Annotated in this window: 22 protein-coding genes; 6 read left to right on the top strand and 16 right to left on the bottom strand. The window is 44.1% G+C overall.

Features of this window, described 5'->3' with window-relative positions:
- Window positions 1-79: 79 nt before the first annotated feature.
- Complete coding sequence (locus tag GVN20_RS01175; protein WP_166556580.1) at window positions 80-232, bottom strand: lmo0937 family membrane protein; 153 nt, start codon at window positions 230-232, stop codon at window positions 80-82.
- 200 nt (window positions 233-432) lie between these two features.
- Between GVN20_RS01175 and GVN20_RS01170 the strand changes: the two genes are divergently transcribed.
- A complete protein-coding gene (locus tag GVN20_RS01170) occupies window positions 433-1,287 on the top strand; it encodes a tryptophan-rich sensory protein (RefSeq protein WP_166556579.1) in 855 nt (284 codons plus the stop codon).
- 145 nt (window positions 1,288-1,432) lie between these two features.
- On the opposite strand, the gene GVN20_RS01165 is transcribed toward GVN20_RS01170, so the two are convergent.
- From GVN20_RS01165 to rpoN, 5 genes are all read right to left on the bottom strand, one after another.
- Window positions 1,433-2,866 (bottom strand): hybrid sensor histidine kinase/response regulator, encoded by a 1,434-nt coding sequence (locus GVN20_RS01165; RefSeq protein WP_166556578.1) that lies wholly within the window; start codon window positions 2,864-2,866, stop codon window positions 1,433-1,435.
- On the bottom strand, window positions 2,866-3,336 hold the full coding sequence (locus GVN20_RS01160; protein ID WP_206023173.1) for a response regulator: 471 nt from the start codon (window positions 3,334-3,336) through the stop codon (window positions 2,866-2,868). Before GVN20_RS01160 ends, GVN20_RS01165 begins: the two co-directional genes overlap by 1 nt.
- Before the next feature lie 46 nt (window positions 3,337-3,382).
- Entirely contained in the window at window positions 3,383-4,984 is a 1,602-nt protein-coding gene (locus GVN20_RS01155; protein ID WP_166556577.1) for a PAS domain-containing protein, read from the bottom strand.
- On the bottom strand, window positions 4,984-6,459 hold the full coding sequence (locus tag GVN20_RS01150; protein WP_166556576.1) for a sigma-54 dependent transcriptional regulator: 1,476 nt from the start codon (window positions 6,457-6,459) through the stop codon (window positions 4,984-4,986). Before GVN20_RS01150 ends, GVN20_RS01155 begins: the two co-directional genes overlap by 1 nt.
- A 150-nt stretch (window positions 6,460-6,609) precedes the next feature.
- Window positions 6,610-8,031: an RNA polymerase factor sigma-54 gene (gene rpoN / locus GVN20_RS01145; protein ID WP_229598937.1), complete on the bottom strand. Its 1,422-nt coding sequence runs from the start codon at window positions 8,029-8,031 to the stop codon at window positions 6,610-6,612.
- Window positions 8,032-8,293: 262 nt separating this feature from the next.
- Between rpoN and GVN20_RS01140 the strand changes: the two genes are divergently transcribed.
- Window positions 8,294-9,688 carry a CHASE3 domain-containing protein gene (locus tag GVN20_RS01140; RefSeq protein WP_166556574.1) on the top strand — a complete coding sequence of 465 codons (1,395 nt, stop codon included), beginning with the start codon at window positions 8,294-8,296 and terminating at the stop codon, window positions 9,686-9,688.
- Between the two features lie 29 nt (window positions 9,689-9,717).
- Window positions 9,718-10,164 (top strand): response regulator, encoded by a 447-nt coding sequence (locus GVN20_RS01135; protein WP_166556573.1) that lies wholly within the window; start codon window positions 9,718-9,720, stop codon window positions 10,162-10,164.
- Here GVN20_RS01135 and GVN20_RS01130 read toward each other — a convergent pair.
- The 3 genes from GVN20_RS01130 to GVN20_RS01120 form a co-directional block, all read right to left on the bottom strand.
- Complete coding sequence (locus GVN20_RS01130; protein ID WP_166556572.1) at window positions 10,157-10,648, bottom strand: hypothetical protein; 492 nt, start codon at window positions 10,646-10,648, stop codon at window positions 10,157-10,159. The two genes, GVN20_RS01135 and GVN20_RS01130, sit on opposite strands and share 8 nt — an antisense overlap.
- On the bottom strand, window positions 10,638-11,003 hold the full coding sequence (locus GVN20_RS01125; protein ID WP_166556571.1) for a phage holin family protein: 366 nt from the start codon (window positions 11,001-11,003) through the stop codon (window positions 10,638-10,640). The genes GVN20_RS01130 and GVN20_RS01125 overlap by 11 nt, the downstream gene beginning before the upstream one ends.
- A gap of 78 nt (window positions 11,004-11,081) precedes the next feature.
- The gene (locus tag GVN20_RS01120) at window positions 11,082-11,393 is read right to left on the bottom strand and encodes a YtxH domain-containing protein (RefSeq protein ID WP_166556570.1); all 312 of its coding nucleotides are present in this window, start codon (window positions 11,391-11,393) and stop codon (window positions 11,082-11,084) included.
- A 258-nt stretch (window positions 11,394-11,651) separates the two neighbouring features.
- Here GVN20_RS01120 and GVN20_RS01115 point away from each other — a divergent pair, with 258 nt between their 5' ends.
- Window positions 11,652-12,017, top strand: coding sequence for a response regulator (locus GVN20_RS01115; protein ID WP_166556569.1), 366 nt, complete (start codon window positions 11,652-11,654; stop codon window positions 12,015-12,017).
- Window positions 12,018-12,294: 277 nt separating this feature from the next.
- On the opposite strand, the gene GVN20_RS01110 is transcribed toward GVN20_RS01115, so the two are convergent.
- Together GVN20_RS01110 and GVN20_RS01105 are read right to left on the bottom strand one after the other, a co-directional pair.
- Window positions 12,295-12,567: a YtxH domain-containing protein gene (locus tag GVN20_RS01110; protein ID WP_166556568.1), complete on the bottom strand. Its 273-nt coding sequence runs from the start codon at window positions 12,565-12,567 to the stop codon at window positions 12,295-12,297.
- 30 nt (window positions 12,568-12,597) lie between these two features.
- The gene (locus tag GVN20_RS01105; protein ID WP_166556567.1) at window positions 12,598-12,867 is read right to left on the bottom strand and encodes a hypothetical protein; all 270 of its coding nucleotides are present in this window, start codon (window positions 12,865-12,867) and stop codon (window positions 12,598-12,600) included.
- A 190-nt stretch (window positions 12,868-13,057) separates the two neighbouring features.
- Between GVN20_RS01105 and GVN20_RS01100 the strand changes: the two genes are divergently transcribed.
- Both GVN20_RS01100 and GVN20_RS01095 read left to right on the top strand, forming a co-directional pair.
- Window positions 13,058-13,552: a PA2169 family four-helix-bundle protein gene (locus tag GVN20_RS01100; RefSeq protein WP_166556566.1), complete on the top strand. Its 495-nt coding sequence runs from the start codon at window positions 13,058-13,060 to the stop codon at window positions 13,550-13,552.
- A 128-nt stretch (window positions 13,553-13,680) separates the two neighbouring features.
- Window positions 13,681-14,250, top strand: coding sequence for an RNA polymerase sigma factor (locus GVN20_RS01095; protein ID WP_166556565.1), 570 nt, complete (start codon window positions 13,681-13,683; stop codon window positions 14,248-14,250).
- Window positions 14,251-14,264: 14 nt separating this feature from the next.
- On the opposite strand, the gene GVN20_RS01090 is transcribed toward GVN20_RS01095, so the two are convergent.
- From GVN20_RS01090 to GVN20_RS01070, 5 genes are all read right to left on the bottom strand, one after another.
- Entirely contained in the window at window positions 14,265-15,059 is a 795-nt protein-coding gene (locus GVN20_RS01090) for a transglutaminase family protein (protein ID WP_166556564.1), read from the bottom strand.
- A 75-nt stretch (window positions 15,060-15,134) separates the two neighbouring features.
- Window positions 15,135-15,527 (bottom strand): hypothetical protein, encoded by a 393-nt coding sequence (locus GVN20_RS01085; protein WP_166556563.1) that lies wholly within the window; start codon window positions 15,525-15,527, stop codon window positions 15,135-15,137.
- Between the two features lie 101 nt (window positions 15,528-15,628).
- On the bottom strand, window positions 15,629-16,087 hold the full coding sequence (locus tag GVN20_RS01080; protein WP_166556562.1) for a hypothetical protein: 459 nt from the start codon (window positions 16,085-16,087) through the stop codon (window positions 15,629-15,631).
- Between the two features lie 36 nt (window positions 16,088-16,123).
- Window positions 16,124-17,938 (bottom strand): alpha-amylase family glycosyl hydrolase, encoded by a 1,815-nt coding sequence (locus tag GVN20_RS01075; protein WP_166556561.1) that lies wholly within the window; start codon window positions 17,936-17,938, stop codon window positions 16,124-16,126.
- Between the two features lie 128 nt (window positions 17,939-18,066).
- Window positions 18,067-19,260, bottom strand: coding sequence for an AI-2E family transporter (locus GVN20_RS01070; RefSeq protein ID WP_166556560.1), 1,194 nt, complete (start codon window positions 19,258-19,260; stop codon window positions 18,067-18,069).
- Between the last annotated feature and the right edge of the window lie 75 nt (window positions 19,261-19,335).

The raw sequence follows: 19,335 nt of genomic DNA, 5'->3' as shown, positions 1-19,335 counted from the left end.
TTACGATGTCATATCTACGCACAAACCACTTTTATATATAACGCTGAGTAAAGTAAAAGTTCGGTGTTATATCTACGCACTATATAGTTCCCCGGCGAATAAAACCGATGATTAGCGAAATAACTGCTAGTACCAAAAGGATGTGAATAAGTCCTCCAGCACTGTAAGCAAAAGTTCCAATAAGCCAACCAACAACCAGAATAACAGCGATGATATATAATAGAGAACGCATGGCTTTAAAAATTAAAAGGTTTCATTTCGTTTAGACAACTATATTTTTAAAACACTTGTGCCACAAGGCAATACGAGTAAAAAATGTAGAAAACTGGGTTCTACACAACCTAATATGAGGAATATTTTCCCCATTTTCGCAGTGGATATCCGCGTGGAATAATTGTTGACTTCAGCCTTCTAACCTTAACTATCACTTATATGACAACGCTTTGGAATAAATCTGCCGTAAAAACCTATCAAATTTTGAATTGGGTCTTTTTTTTAGCGATGGTCTTTGTGAATTACCTGGCAAATGCCTTGCCGATTAATGACAAGACCACTGGGCAACTCTCTAATCAATACCCCAACTTGTTTGTCCCCGCCCCCGTCACTTTTTCGATTTGGGGCGTGATTTACCTGTTGTTATTGGTCTTTTGTATCAAACAAAGTAAATCACTCTTCAGCGCTCAGGTCGACCCCGCCACGGCCGAAACGGTCACCGTGATTGGGCCTCGTTTTATCATTACCTGTATCTTGAATATGGTCTGGATTCTGGTCTGGCATTATGAATACGTGGCTTTTTCGGTTTTCATAATGGTATTATTTTTAGGCCAGTTAATCAATATCAACGCCAGAATTGACTCCCTAACGCCTTATTTAGCCAAAAACTCCCGTTTTTCCGTCAAAGCACCATTTGGGCTTTATTTGGGGTGGTTGTGCATTGCCACCGTTGCCAACGCGACTACTTTGTTAGTGATTTTAGACTGGAACGGCTGGGGACAAAGTGAAGTATTCTGGGCCTCCGCCATGGTGCTGGCTGGGGCGATTATCGGCAGTTTTGCCTTGCTGAAATTAAGAAATGCCTACATCGGTTTGTCGGTTATTTGGGCGCTTATCGGGGTCATTATCGCCCGGCTCGATGCAGACGTGTACCACCGTTTTGTGGTGTGGTCTTCAGTATTCGGCATTATCGTTGTTAGCGCGGCGGTCATTGCAGAAATCACAGGCTCTTTGTTCAGAACCAAAAAAGTAAAAGTCGTCGAAACAACTCAAACCATTATTAACTCCAATTAACGTAATGGCACAAAATAGACTTTCCAAGTTTTATTCAACAATCAAAGATTCAAACTTGGAAAGTCTACAAGTGACAATTAGGATTCTAACAACTTAGTCTAAATCTCCAATTACGATCAAATCAGTCTCTTCGAGTATACCTTAATTAATTCAAAGGAAACGTAACGGTAAAAGTTGTTCCTTTTCCTTCCTCCGACTCGACCTCAACTGAAGCCCGATGGGATTGCAAAATGGTCAGCGTAGCCGCGAGTCCTAACCCCAACCCGTTTGATTTGGACGTAAAATAAGGCTCAAACAGGCGGTTAATGTTTTCTGGACTTATTCCAGAGCCATTGTCCTGTACTTTTACACAGCAGGAAGTTTTAGACATTTCCATCGACAACGTCAACACGCCTTTGTTTTCTTCCATGGCCTCAATCGCGTTGATAATTAAATTGAGTAACGCGATTTTAATTTTGGGTTCGTCTAGGAGCAACAAACAGTCTTTTCCATAAACTTTATTGAGTATAATTTTTTTTAGGCTCAGTCTGTCTTCGGCCTCATTGACGGTCTGATCCAATAATTCATGAATAGAAATTCGCTTAAATACGGCTTCATGTGGCTTAAACGAATTGAGAAGCTCCGTAATAAGGGTATTGATACGCTTACCGTTTCGACGAATAATATCCACAAATAACCGCTGGTCATCGTCCTGTAAATCAGTCTCCAGCTGGTCGAGCGATAAGTGAATATTGGTGAGCGGATTACGGACTTCATGCGCCAACGTACGCACTAAGCGAGCCGTCGATGCTGATTTTTCGGCTAATAGCCTGTCACGCTCCACTTTTTTTCGCTCAGTAATATCCTGAATAACAAGCAGATAGTACGCCTTTCCTTCGCTATCATTTTGTTTGCTGGCGTGCAGAGAACAAAGTACGCGCTCCCCGCTTTTGCGCACCAGCCACATTTCCAGATTTTCGACCAAGCCCTTTTCTTCCAGCACATGTACATACATAGAGTGCTGCGCCGGAATCGCAAACAAATCCTGCGAGTGCAATTGCAGGATTTCTGCTTCTGTATACCCCAATAGGTCAAGGGCAGTATCATTGTGATAAAAAACGAGTCCTTTGGGCCATTTGAGCAAAACGGCATCTTTCAACTGGCCAAAAATTCCCCGCAAACGCGTTTCACTTTCGCGCAAGCGCTGCAAAACCGCCGAGCGTTCGAGGGCGTATCGGATGCAGCGTTCAAGCTTTTCGGAATCCAACTCACTCTTTACGAGATAGTCCATTGCGCCTAATCGCATGGCCTCCACATCCACTCGCTTATCACCTTTGCCCGTCAGGAGCACAATCGGACAGCTTACGCCGCTCTGAATCGCCGCTTTCAAAAGGTCAATTCCAGTTTTGGCACCAAGCAGAAAATCAAAGAAACATAAATCAAATTTGGCGTGGGTCAGTTGTTCAATTCCTGCGGAAAACGAACCCGCCCACGTAATGATAAATTTTTTGTTGCGAATATCTTTGAGATAATCTGACGTAAGGAAAAAATCATCTTCATCATCATCTACAATGAGTAGTCTAATGGTGTCGTTCTGCATCAGTCGAGGGAGTTGGGAAGTTGGACAATATCAAACCAATAATGCCCGACAGTGCGGGCTACTTCTATAAATTCTGCAAAAGACACGGGCTTTGTAATGAAACAATTGACGCCTAAATCGTAGGTTTGCAACACATCTTGCTCGGCCTTCGAGGTAGTGAGTACCACAACGGGGATGGCCCAGAGGTCAGGGTCAGATTTGATTGCCTTCAACGCCTCCCGCCCGTCCATTTTGGGCATATTGAGGTCTAGCAGGATAATTCCTGGACGGGGGCTATCGTCAGGATTGATGTATTTATTACGGCGCTTCAGGTAGTCCAATAATTCCACACCATCATTTACAAAGCGAATTTCGTTCAGCAGATAATTCTCCTCAAAAGCCTCCTTCGTAAACATCCGATCATCCTCGTCATCGTCGGCAATCAGAATCATAACACTTTTTCGCGCTTCACGCATCTCTGTGGTGTCCATAGTACGTCAGATTAGTTATAAGCAGGGTTGTTTTTCACAGACCAGCTCACCTTGTCTCATGCTGTCTGAGGGGTAAATAAAAAATAAATTCGGCTCCACCACCTACTTTTCCGTGCGCCTCAATGTACCCATGATTGGATTCTACTATTTTACGGCAAATAGCAAGCCCCAAGCCTGTACCTTCGTATTCGGAGCGGCCATGTAAACGTTGAAAAATAGTAAAAATCCGCTCGGCATATTCTGGTTCAAAACCAATTCCATTGTCAGAAACACTTACTCTGTAATAGGTTTCATGGGGGTTAATCTGCATGATTCCCTTGATTTCCTGAATGTTGGCCTTACGCGCCTTCACTGTTACCACTGGAGCCACCGATGGCTGGGTAAACTTCAGGGCATTCTCAATTAAATTGAGAAACAGTTGATGCATTTGTACTGGGCGTGCCTCAATAGTAGGGAGTTTGTCGATACTAATCGTGGCATTTTTGTCCTGAATTTTTACTTCCAAATCTTCAATTACATTCTTTACGACTTCTTCAAGCGAGATAAAAGTAAGCGATTCAGTTTGCCGCGACACCCGCGAATAAGTAAGTAAATCTTCAATCAGGCCATTCATGCGATAGGCTGCATTGGTCATTCTTTCTACAAAAAACTGTCCCTCGGTCCCGAGTTGTTCTTTGTATTTTTTATCCAACCGTTCGCCGAATGCAATGATTTTACGCAGGGGTTCCTGCAAATCGTGCGAGGCTACATACGCAAATTGCTCCAAGTCTTGGTTGCTTTTTTTGAGGGCTACCAGCCGGCGTTCCAATTCTTTTTGATAGGTTTCTATTTCGGTACGGTCGGCGGCTACGCCTATCACGCGTTCCAATCGCCCATCTTCTCCGTATTGGCAGCGCGCCCTCAACGTCAAGTATTTTAGGTTTCCAGCGGCATCAATGATGCGGTGCTCTATTTGAAAAGTATCATTTTTTTCGGCCAATACCGTTTTGGAATAATTTTGGACGCGGGCCAAATCTTCGGGCACAATGAAGCTTTCAAAAAAAGCCCTCGTCACGCATTTGTCAGGATAAGCCTCTGGCGCAAGCCCCATCAGTCTAAACAGCCCCTCAGACCACCGAATCCCCTTTTCATTCTTTTGCCACTCCCAGCTTCCGCATTTAAAAATAACCTCAGTTTCGTTGATTTGATACTGCTTTTTTTGCAAGTCCATCTCATGAGCAAGCGCATCCGTGACATCTTCGGCCACGTTCAGGATGAGGTGGTTTTTTCCTTGCTCATCGTACGTCAATACCGTTGCTCGACTGCGTATACTGCGAATACTACCATTTTTGTGGCGTATTTCAAACGTAAATTTAGCCGTTTCTCCTTCTTTCAGGGCCGCAAAACGTTGGTAGGTTTCCGCCACAAAACGATTTAAGTCAGGATGGATCAATACCGAAATCAGCGACCCGCCCATCTGCTGAATGTCGTCGTAAGTATAGCCCAGTATGTCTTGTACACGATTGCTGATAAACACCATTTTGCGTAGGTTCACGTCAATGATGTACACCAAATCGGGCGAAATCTGAAACAACCTTTCTACTTGTTTCCCGGTTAGGTCAAGTCGAAAGGGGTTTGGGACAGCAACGGGGACTTCGGCAAGCGGCATCAGTTACTTAAGTTTATATTTTTCATTTTATTGTAAAGCGTTTTCCGATCAATGCCCAAGGCCTGAGCCGCTTTACTTTTATTAAAATTTACCTGTTTAAGTACGTTCAAAATCATTTCATATTCGGCTTCCAACGCCGCCGATTTGAGGTCAACCTTCGAACTGGTGTATGGTTTGGGAGCGGCGGGCGCTTCGTAATAAGGCTGAGGGGGCGGTAAATCTTGAACGGAAGGGGTTGTTGAAGTCCCTGAATCAAAAAAGAGCAGTTTTTCATAATTTAACAATTCAAACGGCAACGTACGGGCATCTACGTAATCGCCTTCGGTGAGGAGCGTAGACCGCTTGATGACGTTGCGCAATTCGCGTAGATTGCCCGGCCAAGGGTATTCGCGAAAAGCCCTTTCAACTTCGGGCGTAAATCCTTTTACCTGCTTTCCAAGTTCAATATTTGTTTTATCCAGAAAGAATTGGGCAAAAATCATCAGGTCGGACCGGCGCTCACGCAGGGGCGGCACATCAATGCTAAACTCGTTGAAACGGTAATATAAATCTTCCCGGAATCGGCCGCGGCGGGCGGCGTCCATTAATCGCTCATTGGAAGCCACAATCAAGCGCACATCGACGTCAATTTCGCGGTTGCCGCCAATGCGCCTAAGCTTTCGTTCCTGCACCACCCGCAAAAGTGACACTTGAACGTCGTAGGGAAGATTGCCTACTTCATCCAAAAAAAGTGTCCCTCCGTTGGCCATTTCAAAGTGGCCAATTTTCTGGGCAAGGGCACCCGTAAAAGAGCCTTTTTCGTGTCCGAAAAGCTCACTTGCCGCGAGCTCTCGCGATATAGCACCGCAGTCCATTGCCACAAAGGGACCAGAAGCGCGTTTGCTTCGCTTGTGGATTTCGAGCGCAACGGCTTCTTTTCCAGAGCCGCTTTCGCCGTAAATAAGCACGCTATAATTGGTCGGAGCTACCAAATCAACCTGCTTGTAGAGATAGGTTGATTCGGGACCTTCCCCAAAAATATAATGAGCTTGCGTGCTTTTTCGGCGCGTTGCGCTTCCGGGCGTCGCAGGGGCTGCTTCTTCGGCAAACTGCCCACCCTGCTCATGGGCCTGTGAGTGATTGAGCGCTTTCCGAATCGTAAGTAAAATCTCATCTGGAAAGAGCGGTTTTGTGATATAGTCATACGCCCCCTGCTTCATGACATTGATGGCCGTTTTGATGTCAGAATAGCCCGTGATAATCAACACAGGCAGGTGAGGGAATTTTTCTTTGATGCGCGTCAAAATCGTGGCCCCGTCCATGTCGCCGAGTTTGAAATCGGTAAGGACCAAATCGGGATGAAATTCTTCCAAAATTGCCAAGCCTGTGACACCGTTGTGGGCCACCGCCACCTCAAAACCGTGTTTGCTCAAAAAACGACGTAATAGTAAGCAAATGTCGGTGTCGTCGTCTATAACCAAAATTTTCTGTGCCATCTAACTTAAACGTTCAAGAGGTTGTTTCGCTTTTATTGATAAAGGCTCGCTGGTTTGAGTAACGAAGGCCATTTATACAGCTGCGATTTGATTTATTTTCAACTCTATTTTTCTCATCTGCCCAACGTATACGCGGTTGGCCGATTCAGGTTATAAAACTCTCCGCAACGAAGCGGCTTGAATATCCATTTGTTCGCGGTATTTGGCTACTGTCCGGCGGGCCACGGGATAACCGCGCTCGGCCAACATTTCAGCCAATTGAAAATCATTAAAAGGATGCTGCTTGTCTTCTTTAGACACTAATTCGGCCAATACCAACTGAATCTGACGATTGGAAACTTCTTCGCCACTTTGGGTCAGAACTCCCTCCGTAAAGAGGTCTTTGAGGTGAATAACGCCAAAAGGTGTTTGGGCGTATTTGCCGCTAGTCACCCTCGAAATCGTCGAAACATCCATATTAATGCGCTCGGCTACATCACGCAATACCATGGGTTTGAGCAATCTCACATTGCCCGTTTTAAAATAGTCTTCCTGAAGTTTTACGATGGTTCGCATCGACTTCAGCATGGTATTTTCGCGCTGCTGAATAGCTTCAATGAGCCAATTGGCGGCGTTTAGTTTTGAGTTTACGTACGTATTGGCGGCCCGAGTTCCTCCCACTTCTTTGGCGTACGACTTGTTGATTTTCAAGGGGGGAATCCGCCGATTGTTGAGTTCTACATCAATCAAATCTCCGTCAACGGTGATGATATAGTCAGGCACAATATTGTCCTTGATGACCAAACTATCCGTTTGGCTACCAATTACCGGTTGTGGGTTAAGCGTACCGATGAGGGCTACAATAGATTTGAGTTGGTCGGAAGTGATGTTGTTGGATTTCATCAGTTTCTCGTAATTACGAGCCGCAAAATCCTCAAAATTATTTTTAATCAACTTCGTTGAGATGGCCACATCGGGGCCTTGCAAACGCTCCAACTGCAACAACAAACAATCCTGCAAATCGCGTGCGCCCAGCCCCGGCGGGTCCATTTTTCGAAGCAACTGAATGATTTCTTGCACCTCCTCCTCTTCCACAAACATCCCGCTCGTAAACGACACATCGTCGGCAATGGCACCGGCGCTGTAGGTGAGGTAGCCGCTGTCGGTCAATGAATCCACGACAAAATCCGACAATAACCGCTGACGTTCGTTGAGCGCCAAGAGGTGAAATTGCTCTTTGAGTTCGTCGCGCCAAGTGGTGATTTCTGCCATCATGGGCGTATACTCGTTATCGTCATCTGAAAAATTATTGATTCGGGTGCGATAATCGGGGGTATCATCATCCCTAAACTCGTCCCAGTCCATATAGTCTTGGGTTCGGTCTTCGGCTTTTGTGATTAATCCGCCCTCATCAGCCGCATCAAATTCCTCATTCGAATCCTCCGGTCCTTCTTCCAGAATAGGATTGTCTTCGAGTTCATTTTTTATATGTTGCTCAAGTTCGAGCGTATTGAGTTGCAGAAAATTGAGCAGTTGTATTTGCGCTGGAGATATCTTCAGCGTTTGTTTCTGCGATTGAATAAGGTTTAGCATGGGAGCCGCCATGGTTGGACAACATTTTTTGGTAGTTAAGTACCAAATCGGATGCCTCAGAGATTCAATGAATTACGTAAAAGCCTTCTTTCTTTATGTAACTTTCAACAAAATACTTCTAATCAGGCATTTATACTTAAAAACTTTTTTAATAAAACAACGTTACTAATTTTATAGTTTTCTCATATTGCTGTTTTTTGCCCAAAATGGGCAATTTTTTCCACAAAAATATGTGGACAAAACACCTCAATTATATTTTCTTATGATTTTACGAAATGCTCTTTTAGGAATATTTTTAGCAATGGGGGTTAGTTTAGCCATGCTGATTTTCTTAAGTTGGTTGGCTTATGATCGCAGTGTAGAGTCAAATAATCGTACTCAATCCGTCAATCACACCTACCGAGTTAGACTCAAAAACAAAGATATACTTGCCACCATTAATACAATCGAAACGGGCGAACGCGGCTATTTATTGACCAAAGATGAAAAGTATCTACAACCTTATGGCGAAGGACGAAGCAGTATGAAAGGAATTTTGAGGTCGATGGATTTACTGGTAAGAGATAACCCGCGCCAACAAAAAAGAGTAGACAGTATCAAAAAAGAAATAAGCCGGCGAATTACCCTGATTGAATTTAATATTGAAAGAACACGCAACGGATACGGAATTGACACGGTGAAATTGAGTGACGGCAAAAATCACATGGAAAATATCAGAAGCTTATGTAAAGAACTGGACAACGAAGAGCGGGAGCTTTTGACCTACCGGAGCATCCTTCAAAAAGAAGCCGATGAGAATACCAACTTTTTTCTGCTGCTGCTCTCGGCGGTTTCACTAGCGTTTTTATTGGTGTTTTTTCGACTTCTGTACATTGAGCTACGTCGACGAATTGCTTTTCAGAAAACCCTCGAAGAAAAACTGACCGATTTGGAACGAGCCAACGCCGAACTGGAACAGTTTGCATACGTGGCCTCGCACGATTTGCAAGAACCGCTGCGCAAGATAAGGGCCTTTGGCGAACGCCTGAAAATGAAACAAAGTGACCTGCTGACAGAAGATGGCAAAACCACTCTTCTTAAAATCAATCAATCGGCGATTAGAATGCAGCAACTGATTGATGACTTGCTGATGTTTTCACGAACGGCTAATTTGCGCGAACGTATATTTGAAGAGGTAAACCTGAATTCAGTTTTTAGGGATGTAAAAGACGAACTAAACGATTTGATTGAACAAAAAAAGGTAACAATTATTTCTGAAGTTTTGCCTACTGTACAAGGCGTAGAATTTCAACTTTTTCAATTATTTAACAACCTGATTTCCAATGCCATTAAATACAGTAAAGCTGACACGCCACCCATCATTGAAATCGACTGCCAAAAAGTCAATGGCAGTGAGCTGCCCAATCTAGGAGATATCCAAAAGGATAACATTTACCACCGTATTTCGTTTATGGATAATGGGATTGGATTTGACCCCATCTATTCAGAAAAGATTTTTATTATTTTTCAACGTTTACACAACCGAACGGAATACGAAGGAACTGGCATTGGCCTTGCACTTTGTCGTCGGATTGTGACCAACCACAACGGATTTATTGTTGCCGAAGCAAAACCAAATCAGGAAGGTTCAATTTTTCATGTATATTTACCTACCTGAAACTCTGGCGATAACCCCGTCAATAATTTATGAACAAACAAGCCACCATTTTAATAGCTGACGATGACGCCGATGACCGTTTTTTGCTCCAATCGGTGTTTGATGATTGCGGATTGGTTAATCCTACCGTCTATGTGAAAGATGGGCTTGAACTCATTGAATATATTCGCCACAGTAATAACGAATATTCGGTAGGTCTGATTTTACTGGATTTGAATATGCCCCGAATGGACGGGCGAGAAGTGTTGAGAATTCTAAAATCAGAACCTCATTTACGAAAAATACCAGTAGTGGTTCTGACAACCTCTAAATCTGAGCAAGACATCAACGACTGTTATGAATTGGGGGCCAACTGCTATATAGCCAAGCCTTCGTCTTTTGATGTTTTTAACGATACCATCTCTACCCTCATTAAATTTTGGGTAAAGGTTAGCCAACTTCCCGTGGTTCCAGAAACCGCTCGGTTTCTTAATTGACGCTCACAACTGGGGGAACAACTTGATTCCCAGCGCTTGATGTATATCCGTTGGCCACAACATCTTTAGCGGGCGGCAAAAATTTTTGCTGCCCATCTGTCTTTAATTCGGGTTTCTTTTCGGTCTTCTTTTTCACCCACATCAGGGCGTTTTCAAGGAGCGAAGTTCGATTTTTATAGATAAGATTGGTGGCCAAATTTCGCGCAACAAAAGGTACAACCAATCTCGGTAGCCATCCAGCACGCGCCAATAGCCCCCTTTTAAGTAAAATATCCACTCCGATACCTACCCCAACGCTGAGCAATCCTTTTTTGGGGGTCGTCAACAAATCACGTAATGCACCCACCGCCTGACGCGCCGGGTTTATTTCTGTTTTAATGGCCGTAATGTCTTTCCGCATTTTCACCTGCGACAGTGCGAGTTGGTTTTTCAAACGGGCCCGTTCGGCGCGTACATCGTCCAACGATTCGAGCTTAGTTTTCATAATAAAATCTTTTTATAAAAGCATTGACGATAGGCACTTTGATTAAACTGTCTTTCACTAAAAACAGGATAATGCATACAAGTGCATAAAAACCTCCTACAATCAAATACCCAAAGGCGGGACTGTTGAGGCGCTCACCAATGAGCCAAGCCACTCCCAAACTCACAAAAAGTAACGCAATGGTCCCGACGGTCCCTATAATAAGCACCGAAGCAAGGCTTGATACGGCACTCGCCGTTTTTTCGGACATATCCAAAACGCCCAAGTTCCAACGGGCTTCAAAATAATCGGAAGCGTTGTCAAACCAGTCGGTTGCACGCTCTTTAATCTCATTGGCAGAATCTATTACTTGCATGGCTCAACTGGGGTTTTAATTTCTGCGGGATGGCCAAAACAAAGGCCATCCCGCAGAAATTAATGGGTATCTCATTCACTAAGCGTAACGTTGCGCTTTATTTTTGACGTGGTCTACTTCATCGCTTACGCGGTCTTTTACTTCCGAGATTCTGTCTTCTGCTTTCGATTTCAGTTCTTTTGCGGTGTCTTCAACATTGTCTTTTATCTCAGTATACTGTTGGCGACCGCGCTGAAGTGCATCCAGCAAATCTGACGCAAATCCATTGGCGGTTTCACGTACTTTGTCACGGATTTCTGTTCCTTTTTCAGGAGCAAACAATAGCCCAATCACTGCGCCCGCCGCCGCAGCGGTAACGAGGCCTAATACTATTTTTGAATTACTTGTCATGGCAATGTGCGTTTAAAGGATTTTATAAAAATTAAACAATTTGACATAAGCAGTAATAAAAACTTTATTCCACCCCTGACTTTGCCACATTATGCAGGCACTAAAAAAAATCCGTAGACACTTTTCCCCAAATTGGGATATATTGAGCAGCTTCTATCCTGCCCCTCTGATAGTCTGGCACGGTTTTTTTGATTAGACCATTCACAGTAAACTTAAAATGTAAAATGTATTTATTAACCACCTAATTAATTAACTAAAATGAGTAACAAGGCCTTTTCCAGTTCTAATCAAAAGGCTGTAATTATTGACGACGAAATAGATACTTGTCTTTTGTTAGGAATGGTATTAAAACGTTTCGGGATTGTCTCCCTACGGGCGCATACCCTCGCCGAGGGACTTCAAAAAGCAACCGAAGAACAACCCGCTATCATTTTTCTGGACAACAACCTTCCCGACGGGATTGGAATTGAACAAATCAAAGAATTTCGTAGAAAAGCCCCTGCTTCTAAATTAGTCATGATTACGGCCATGAGTGGCCTGCGAGATCGGGCGCTGCTTTCAGGCGCAGACGGTTTTGTGGAGAAGCCGCTAGATATGACCAAAATTGAAAAAATCATTATCTAAATAAATACATTTTTATCTACGCGGCTAACGCTATTTCCCACACCTTCCTCTTTTTCGTTCAAATTCGACGACCTTCACGGATTTTCTATGCTGCTAGCTCACTGCCGATACGCTTGTGTTGGTGGATGATTGGTAAACAAGAATAATAAAATGGGCAATTGTGCCCATAAATCCCCGTCATAATGCTCAATGATTGGGCCATAAAAATGCTCCAGAACAATACTTTAAAAGTACCGTCTGGAGCATCGTTCTATCACCGTGAGATTTTGTACCGATTTCAGCTCAAATCTTCTTTCATTTCTTTCTTTTTAGCCGCCGCCCGGTCGGCAATTTCTTCGGCTTTGTCTTTGGTATCTTCCCATACATCTTTGGCCTTATCTTTGACATCTTCCCATTTATCTTTGGCTTTTTCGGCCAAATCAACGGCTCCTATTTTTAGGTCGTCCACCTTTTCCTTCAATTCTGATTTTAGGACTTCCCCTTTCTTTTCGGCAGTTTCGGCTTTGTGTTTTGCCGCTTCTTCGAGCAATTCTTCTTTGGTCGTTTTCATGTAGTTTGAATTTATGGTGTATTGAAATAATTAATTCCCAATGATGGTATCACTTTTGTTGACCATCGCTGAATCTTGCGCATTTACGGGGCCCATTCTTCGGTCTCCTTGGGGGCCTCCAGCCGTGAAATAACCGCTTGCATACGCAAATATCATCAACACGATACCAATGATTATTACAAACAAAAAGATTGTTTGAGCGGACATTTTTTGGGATTTCTTATCGTCACTCACGCTCTCTTTTTCCAGCTCTTTTCTTTCCGCTTCTTTTTTGAGACCGCTATTTTCCAATTCGTCCATGATGTTGCTGCGTTAGGTAAATAGTCTTGTTGAACTGATAACACACAAGAAAATCAAGTGCCAGCGCCAAAATGTCTAAAATCAGGGGCAGAAACGCCTCATTAGCAGCGGAGATTTCCTCAATATTACCCTAAAATGGGCGGGTATTGATTTTTATGATGCAATACAACACCCTCAGCATCAACATCTCATGAATCCCAATCAACAAGATACAATCGGCATCCTTAATGGGCTCGTTCAAATCAACAATGATCGGATTGCAGGCTATCATCAGGCCTCTCTTGAAACAAAAGATGCCGATTTGGAACAGCTCTTTTCGAGCCGCCTCAACGAGAGTATTAATTTTTCAGAAACTTTAAGCGCATACATTAAGGACATGGGCGGCGAGCCTGCCTTGGGCGGCACAACCGCGGGCATAATTCACCGAACGTGGCTGAATTTTAAAGCAGCTCTCCAACAGCATGACCGAATCGCTCTTCTGGAATCTTGCGAGTTTGGGGACAAATCGGCCATTGAGGCGTACGAAAAAGCCCTCAACGACGAGTCTATCAAAGCTGATGATGAACTTAAAGGAGTGCTGCTTCGCCAACAAGCCGACATTGAAAGTTCTCTCAAAATTATTCAGACCCTTACTCCCCGCACCAACAGTACCCAAGCGGAGCAGGATGCTTTGAAACTACGTTAGTGATAGGTTAAGTCAACAATTAAATAGCAACTAGACTTTACCTCACAGCCCTCCTTAACAAATCATTAAGTACATAAACCTTGCCTTAACCAAGTCCTCGACACCATTTATTTATAAAGAATCGCCCTATGAAAAACAATGTACTTATCTATTCAGAAAGCGAGCTAATCGGTAGGCTTCTCACCCAAGACCGCCATGCGTTTAACTATCTGTACACAAATTATTCAGGCGCGCTGCACGGAGTAGTCCTCAAAATTGTGGTAAAGGAAGAGCCTGCCCAAGACTTACTCCAAGAAATATTTATCAAAATCTGGGCAAATATAAACCGATACGACTCAGAAAAGGGACGTTTTTTTACGTGGATGCTCAACATCGCTCGCAATAGCTCGATTGATTATTTGAGAGGACAACGCAATGATATTCAAGACCTTGATTCCTCTATCCATTGGATTGAGAGCAATCAGACGGTATTTGGTGAGATAGAGCACAACGAACTCCGGGAGTTGGTCTCACGCCTCAGTTATGAGCAAAAAACCCTCATTGAGATGGTCTATTGGGGAGGCTACACGCAAATCGAAGCCGCCAACCGCCTCAAACTACCGCTGGGAACCGTCAAAACCCGTTTACGTCTCGCCATCAAAAATCTGCGGCTTCATTTGGCCCATACCTCTTCTTGTTCGCCTTCTATGGCAATTTAGCACCTCAACACTCTTCAGTCCATTATTTCTTCCGTTGTCACTTCAAGTGATAAAAGCTGCGCATTTCCAAATTGCGTAATCATCGCCACATCAGCCGCATCACGGCCGTATCCAATCACAATTCTGCTTCCGTGCGTTTGGGCCTGCACCGCATCAAACGTGTACCATTTTCCGCCCACAAAGGCATCAAACCACGCATGTAAATCCATGTATTCCAGCTTGTCCAAATAGCCCACTGTCATACGTGCCGGAATCGAAAGACTACGGGTTAGGGCAAGGCCCAGATGGGTAAAATCACGACACACGCCCACGCGCTGATAAATAGTATCCAAAGCCGTAGTTACGGAGCTAGAGGTGTTGTATTGGTAGCTAATATTTTGATGAATCCAGTTTCTGATAGCTTCTACCTGCGCGTAGCCTGGGTCAAGATTTCCGACAATTTCAAAGGCTAAATTGTTGATTTCGTACAGATCTGATTGGCAATAACGGCTGGGCAACAAAAACATCATGACTTCATCGGGAAGTTGTTCTACGGGTACATACGCGGGCAACGGTTGCGGCGGAACCAAACCCGGCTCAACAAGCGCTTCTGCTTCCATGGTGATAGTAACATCACCCACAGGCAAAACGGCTCGTTGGCACTGATTGCCGAACTGATCGATAAATTCTACAAAAGGTATGACAGGGTCAATGCTGAATTCTTCTCTGATGATTGATTGCCCTTCTTGCCGCCTCGACCGCAGCAGCATTTGTACGGGCGTAGGATTATTGACAGTGTATTTAAACACACTTTTTCCTTTGAGTTTCATGACGGTGGGTGATGCGTAAAATGAATAAAATTTAGAGAAGATAAAGGTAATGCAAAATGTTGAGTATCGTTTTGTTTACAATCCTGATGGGGTCAAATAACGCAATAATCGAAGCGAGGCCCTTATTCGGCTCAAATTACGCAGTAAAAAACGGGCCAATTCTGGGTATTCTAGCTCCCATGATGCATCTGCCTGTAAGCCCGTGTAGGTCTTGAGTAGCTGTCTATCGGTATCCTGCAAACTTTTACAATCCTTGACAATTGGCAGACACACATGCCCCCTTACCCAATCAAACTGGCTAACTTCCTTCAAAAAAAGATCGGTTTCATTGTAAAAATGCCGGACAAATGCCTGCCTGTCATCAGAAAATACCTCCTTTTCGAGCTGCTTGCACAATTGCCGGCGGCACAGGTACAGCGACCACAGTTTTCTAAACTGCATCTTTATCGACTCTTTCACACTTTCCATTCTCCGCTTTCGATTTAATATTTATATTCTCAACGTTGAGTATTCTGTTTTAAATAGAGCCAAGCCGTGAGTGTCACAGCTTGGCTCTCGCTACGTACGCATTACTTTTCGATGTCTTCCTGAATCTTGTCAATTTTGGCATTTACATCCCGCTTAAACTGTTTCCAGTCGCGTTTTACGTCTTTTTTCACTTCTGCCAATTGCATATCCAATTCGTTCATATCTTCTTTCAAGTCGTCCCGGCGAGCCTGCCATTTTTCTTTTTCTTTGGCCGAAGTCGTTTTGATTTTTCGGTCAATCCGGTCCATTTCATTTTTAAGAGCCACTTTGCGCTCTTCTATTTTTGCCGATATTTCCTTGCGTTCGGCTTCTATTTCAGCAGCCGTTTCATTGCCTGCTTCTTTGACATCTTCGGCTACGTTATCGGCCGTATTTTCTACTTTTTCCTGAGCGTCCTGTACGCTGTCGGCGGCTTCGCGCTTATCGTCGCGCGAGCAACCTGCCATTATCAGTACCCCAGAAACCATCATTGATATTGTGAGCGTTTTTACCGTTTTCATACTTTTTTGTTTGGTTGGTTTTAAGTGAAACATGCATTATTCTTTTGAATAAATAATTGTACTATACGGTCCAATGGACACTGTTGCCACAAATAGGGCGTTCTCGCGATGCCCTAAGGCTTCGGTATCGAAGCTGAAATAGTTTTCAAAGTCACTGTCATAACCCTCCCAGTCGCTGTTGAATCTGATTTTCCAGACTCCCTCTTCAGGAAACGTTAATGAATAATTGTCAATGGCCTGATGCGAGAAGTTCATCACTACCACCGTGGTATCTCCTGCGCCGCCGTCTTTCCAACGGTGAAAAGCAATCAGCTTACGGTCATTATCTACGTTTAATATCTGCACATGTTGCCCCGAAAGGCCCCGCGTATAACCCCGCTTATTGAGCCTTAAATGAATCAGGTCGCGGTGCAGTTTTGTAATCCCTTTAAATTCTGAAAAACGATTCCAATCAAGGGGATCTTGGTCATCAAACCACCGATTGGCCAAAATTGTCTGCCCCTGAAACAACATCGGAATTCCCGGGGCGGTCATCATCAGTGCCACTCCGAGCGTGGCGCGTTTTTTGGCGTACCACGTGTTGACATCGTCCTGACCAGCTATTTCCTGTACCACTCGGGCCTGCCCGTTGGATACTTCATCGTGCGACTCAGTATAAATCACGCGTTGAAATGCGTCATTGTTGTAACGATGCGTAATAGACGCCGCCACTGCATTCATATTGCGGCCTTCATCGTGCATGTCAATAATTGCTTTCCGAATCGGATGTACAAAGCCACCATCCCACTGACTACTGTAGCCCAATCCGCCGTGTTCGACGGGGGCAGTGATAAAATCTAGGCAGTGGAGGTCTTCCGCTACGGTAAAACGCCCTGGAAACCGATTGTGAATTTCAGAATTAATCCACTGAATCAGGCTATACCCATCTTTCAAATCGTTGGCAGGATTTTCATCTGCGTTCACATTCCTAATGTAAGGCACCATATCCATTCGTAATCCATCAATATGGTAGTCTTCCAGCCACATCAAGGCATTATCTCTAATGTATTGACGCACTTCTGCACGGCCATAATCGGGTCGGGTATCGCCCCACGGGGTTTTGGCACGCCAGTCGTTGTAAAAATAAATACCGCCCATTCCATTTTCCTGCCAGCCGTCAAACTGCCACAAGTCCATATCGGTGGGGCCAAAATGGTTATAAACCACGTCAAGTATCACCGCGATTCCTGCAGCATGAGCAGCCTTCACCAAAGCTTTCAGCCCAGTTGGACCGCCGTATTCTGATTCAACCGCAAAAGGATGAGCGGGGTTGTAGCCCCACGAATGCCCGCCTGGGAATTCAGCCACGGGCATAATTTCGATGGCATTGACACCCAGCGCTTTCAAATAATCGAGGCGTTCGATGACTCCATAAAAATCTCCAGGCTTTCCTTTTTCCTTGACATTGAAAGTGCCGACGTGAAGTTCATAGATTACCATTTCGTTCCAATCAGGAATACGAAAATCTTCGCTTTCCCAGTCAAAAGCAGGATTATGTATAATACTGTTGCCGATTGAATTGGTCAATTCTCGCGCATAAGGGTCATTTTTTATCAATTCTCCCGCTTTTGTCTTCAATACATATTTATATTGCTGTCCAGCGGTTGCTTCGGGTACTTCTACCGACCAATAGCCGTTTTGTTCCTGCAACAGCGGAATGGTACTTCGGTCCCAGTCATTGAAGTCGCCCATGACAAATACTTTTTGGGCGTTGGGTGCCCAAACCCTAAACGATACTCCTGTTTCCGTGGCATTTGCCCCCATGCCGGCGACTTCGCTTTTAGGATACTTTGCTACAGATTCGATTTCCATGGTTGTGTAGTATTAAACATAAAGTTTTCATAATTATGCCCTAGAAATCAAAAATTTCATGCCAAATAAGTCCCGTTCCGAAAGTGGGGAAACCGCATCAAGAATGGGCAATAATTTCCCCATCTTTACTAAACAGTCGATTTCCCAGCGCGTTTTTTCTTAAAAAGTGACTTTACTTCGTTGGTTGTATCAGTAATGGTGTCCACAACTTCGCGTTCGATTTGTTGTACTTTCCGGCTTTTTACGGCGCGTTCTTTCGAGATGTCTGGTTCTCCCATCAAGTATCCGTATGGTTTTAAATAATCTACGGCATCAAAGACCACCTTAATGATGGCCGTAAGTGGCAGCGCCAAAGCCAGCCCCGCAATCCCCCAAAGAGAACCGCCTAAAAATAAGCCAACGATGGCAATTAAAGGGTTTACACTTATCTTTGAACCTACAATGTAGGGGGTGATGACGTTTCCTTCGAGCATTTGTACAAAAAAGAAAATACCCGCCACACCCAACGCATACATGGGTGAATCCTTGGTAACTAACGCCACAACAATGGGCAAAATAGAGCCAATTAAAATACCTATGTAGGGGATAATCAGCAACATTGCCGCCAGAAACCCAAAGAAAATCGCCGACGGAATCCCTAATATCAATAGGCCGACCGAATTGAGCGTACCTACAATGAGTGTCACGATAAAGAGCCCTGATAAGTAGCTGTGTACCACTTCATAGATTTTGTCCAGCACTTCATGGACTTGCGTTTTTTTGGCAGAAACAAACACTTTACAAAAAAACTGACGAAACATATCCCGGTAATACAACAGAAAAAAGATATAAACGGGCAAAATCGACAGATTTCCTAGCATAGAAGTAGTTGTAGTGACAGCAGTCCCTACCAGCGCACCGCCGCCTTCGGCCATATTTTGATAGTACTTTTGAATTTCTTTCAACTGACGACTGGGCGGAATATTGAACCTATCGTAAGCCCAAAGCTGCAATTTGTTGAGAGAGGCATTTATTTTTTGAATCAATTGCGGAAGCATCGTCGTAAAATCAGTGACTTGATACACCAACAAAGTAGCAATACCCGCCGCAACCAGCGAAAACGCCAAAATAGAAACCGTAATGGCCAGCATCCGGGGAAAACCCTTTCGCTCAAGCCAAGCCGTAAGCGGATACAGCGCAATCGAAATAATAACTGAGAATAAAAGAAGTGTTATAATCGAATCTAAAACATACATCCAATAAACCAGTATCGTAATACTGATAAGTGCAAAGGCCAACCGGGCCACGTACGGCAACTGAAAATTTTGAGGAATTGGAGGCATAGCTGTTCACTGTTTTGATTACCCTCTCAATAAAATTCCCATTCCAAAGCGAGAAAAAACGAATTTGAGGTAAAT

Origin of the sequence: Runella sp. CRIBMP (assembly GCF_009905605.1) — a bacterium.
Classification (GTDB): domain Bacteria; phylum Bacteroidota; class Bacteroidia; order Cytophagales; family Spirosomataceae; genus Runella.
Note: the sequence above shows the minus strand (reverse complement) of the source record. Positions and strands in the feature narration are given on the sequence as shown.

Excerpts from the sequence above, each read along its gene's own strand:
- GVN20_RS01175 (WP_166556580.1), bottom strand. The coding sequence starts at position 232 with ATGCGTTCTCTATTATATATCATCGCTGTTATTCTGGTTGTTGGTTGG.
- GVN20_RS01170 (WP_166556579.1), top strand. The coding sequence starts at position 433 with ATGACAACGCTTTGGAATAAATCTGCCGTAAAAACCTATCAAATTTTG.
- GVN20_RS01165 (WP_166556578.1), bottom strand. The coding sequence starts at position 2,866 with ATGCAGAACGACACCATTAGACTACTCATTGTAGATGATGATGAAGAT.
- GVN20_RS01160 (WP_206023173.1), bottom strand. The coding sequence starts at position 3,336 with ATGGACACCACAGAGATGCGTGAAGCGCGAAAAAGTGTTATGATTCTG.
- GVN20_RS01155 (WP_166556577.1), bottom strand. The coding sequence starts at position 4,984 with ATGCCGCTTGCCGAAGTCCCCGTTGCTGTCCCAAACCCCTTTCGACTT.
- GVN20_RS01150 (WP_166556576.1), bottom strand. The coding sequence starts at position 6,459 with ATGGCACAGAAAATTTTGGTTATAGACGACGACACCGACATTTGCTTA.
- rpoN (WP_229598937.1), bottom strand. The coding sequence starts at position 8,031 with ATGCTAAACCTTATTCAATCGCAGAAACAAACGCTGAAGATATCTCCA.
- GVN20_RS01140 (WP_166556574.1), top strand. The coding sequence starts at position 8,294 with ATGATTTTACGAAATGCTCTTTTAGGAATATTTTTAGCAATGGGGGTT.
- GVN20_RS01135 (WP_166556573.1), top strand. The coding sequence starts at position 9,718 with ATGAACAAACAAGCCACCATTTTAATAGCTGACGATGACGCCGATGAC.
- GVN20_RS01130 (WP_166556572.1), bottom strand. The coding sequence starts at position 10,648 with ATGAAAACTAAGCTCGAATCGTTGGACGATGTACGCGCCGAACGGGCC.
- GVN20_RS01125 (WP_166556571.1), bottom strand. The coding sequence starts at position 11,003 with ATGCAAGTAATAGATTCTGCCAATGAGATTAAAGAGCGTGCAACCGAC.
- GVN20_RS01120 (WP_166556570.1), bottom strand. The coding sequence starts at position 11,393 with ATGACAAGTAATTCAAAAATAGTATTAGGCCTCGTTACCGCTGCGGCG.
- GVN20_RS01115 (WP_166556569.1), top strand. The coding sequence starts at position 11,652 with ATGAGTAACAAGGCCTTTTCCAGTTCTAATCAAAAGGCTGTAATTATT.
- GVN20_RS01110 (WP_166556568.1), bottom strand. The coding sequence starts at position 12,567 with ATGAAAACGACCAAAGAAGAATTGCTCGAAGAAGCGGCAAAACACAAA.
- GVN20_RS01105 (WP_166556567.1), bottom strand. The coding sequence starts at position 12,867 with ATGGACGAATTGGAAAATAGCGGTCTCAAAAAAGAAGCGGAAAGAAAA.
- GVN20_RS01100 (WP_166556566.1), top strand. The coding sequence starts at position 13,058 with ATGAATCCCAATCAACAAGATACAATCGGCATCCTTAATGGGCTCGTT.
- GVN20_RS01095 (WP_166556565.1), top strand. The coding sequence starts at position 13,681 with ATGAAAAACAATGTACTTATCTATTCAGAAAGCGAGCTAATCGGTAGG.
- GVN20_RS01090 (WP_166556564.1), bottom strand. The coding sequence starts at position 15,059 with ATGAAACTCAAAGGAAAAAGTGTGTTTAAATACACTGTCAATAATCCT.
- GVN20_RS01085 (WP_166556563.1), bottom strand. The coding sequence starts at position 15,527 with ATGGAAAGTGTGAAAGAGTCGATAAAGATGCAGTTTAGAAAACTGTGG.
- GVN20_RS01080 (WP_166556562.1), bottom strand. The coding sequence starts at position 16,087 with ATGAAAACGGTAAAAACGCTCACAATATCAATGATGGTTTCTGGGGTA.
- GVN20_RS01075 (WP_166556561.1), bottom strand. The coding sequence starts at position 17,938 with ATGGAAATCGAATCTGTAGCAAAGTATCCTAAAAGCGAAGTCGCCGGC.
- GVN20_RS01070 (WP_166556560.1), bottom strand. The coding sequence starts at position 19,260 with ATGCCTCCAATTCCTCAAAATTTTCAGTTGCCGTACGTGGCCCGGTTG.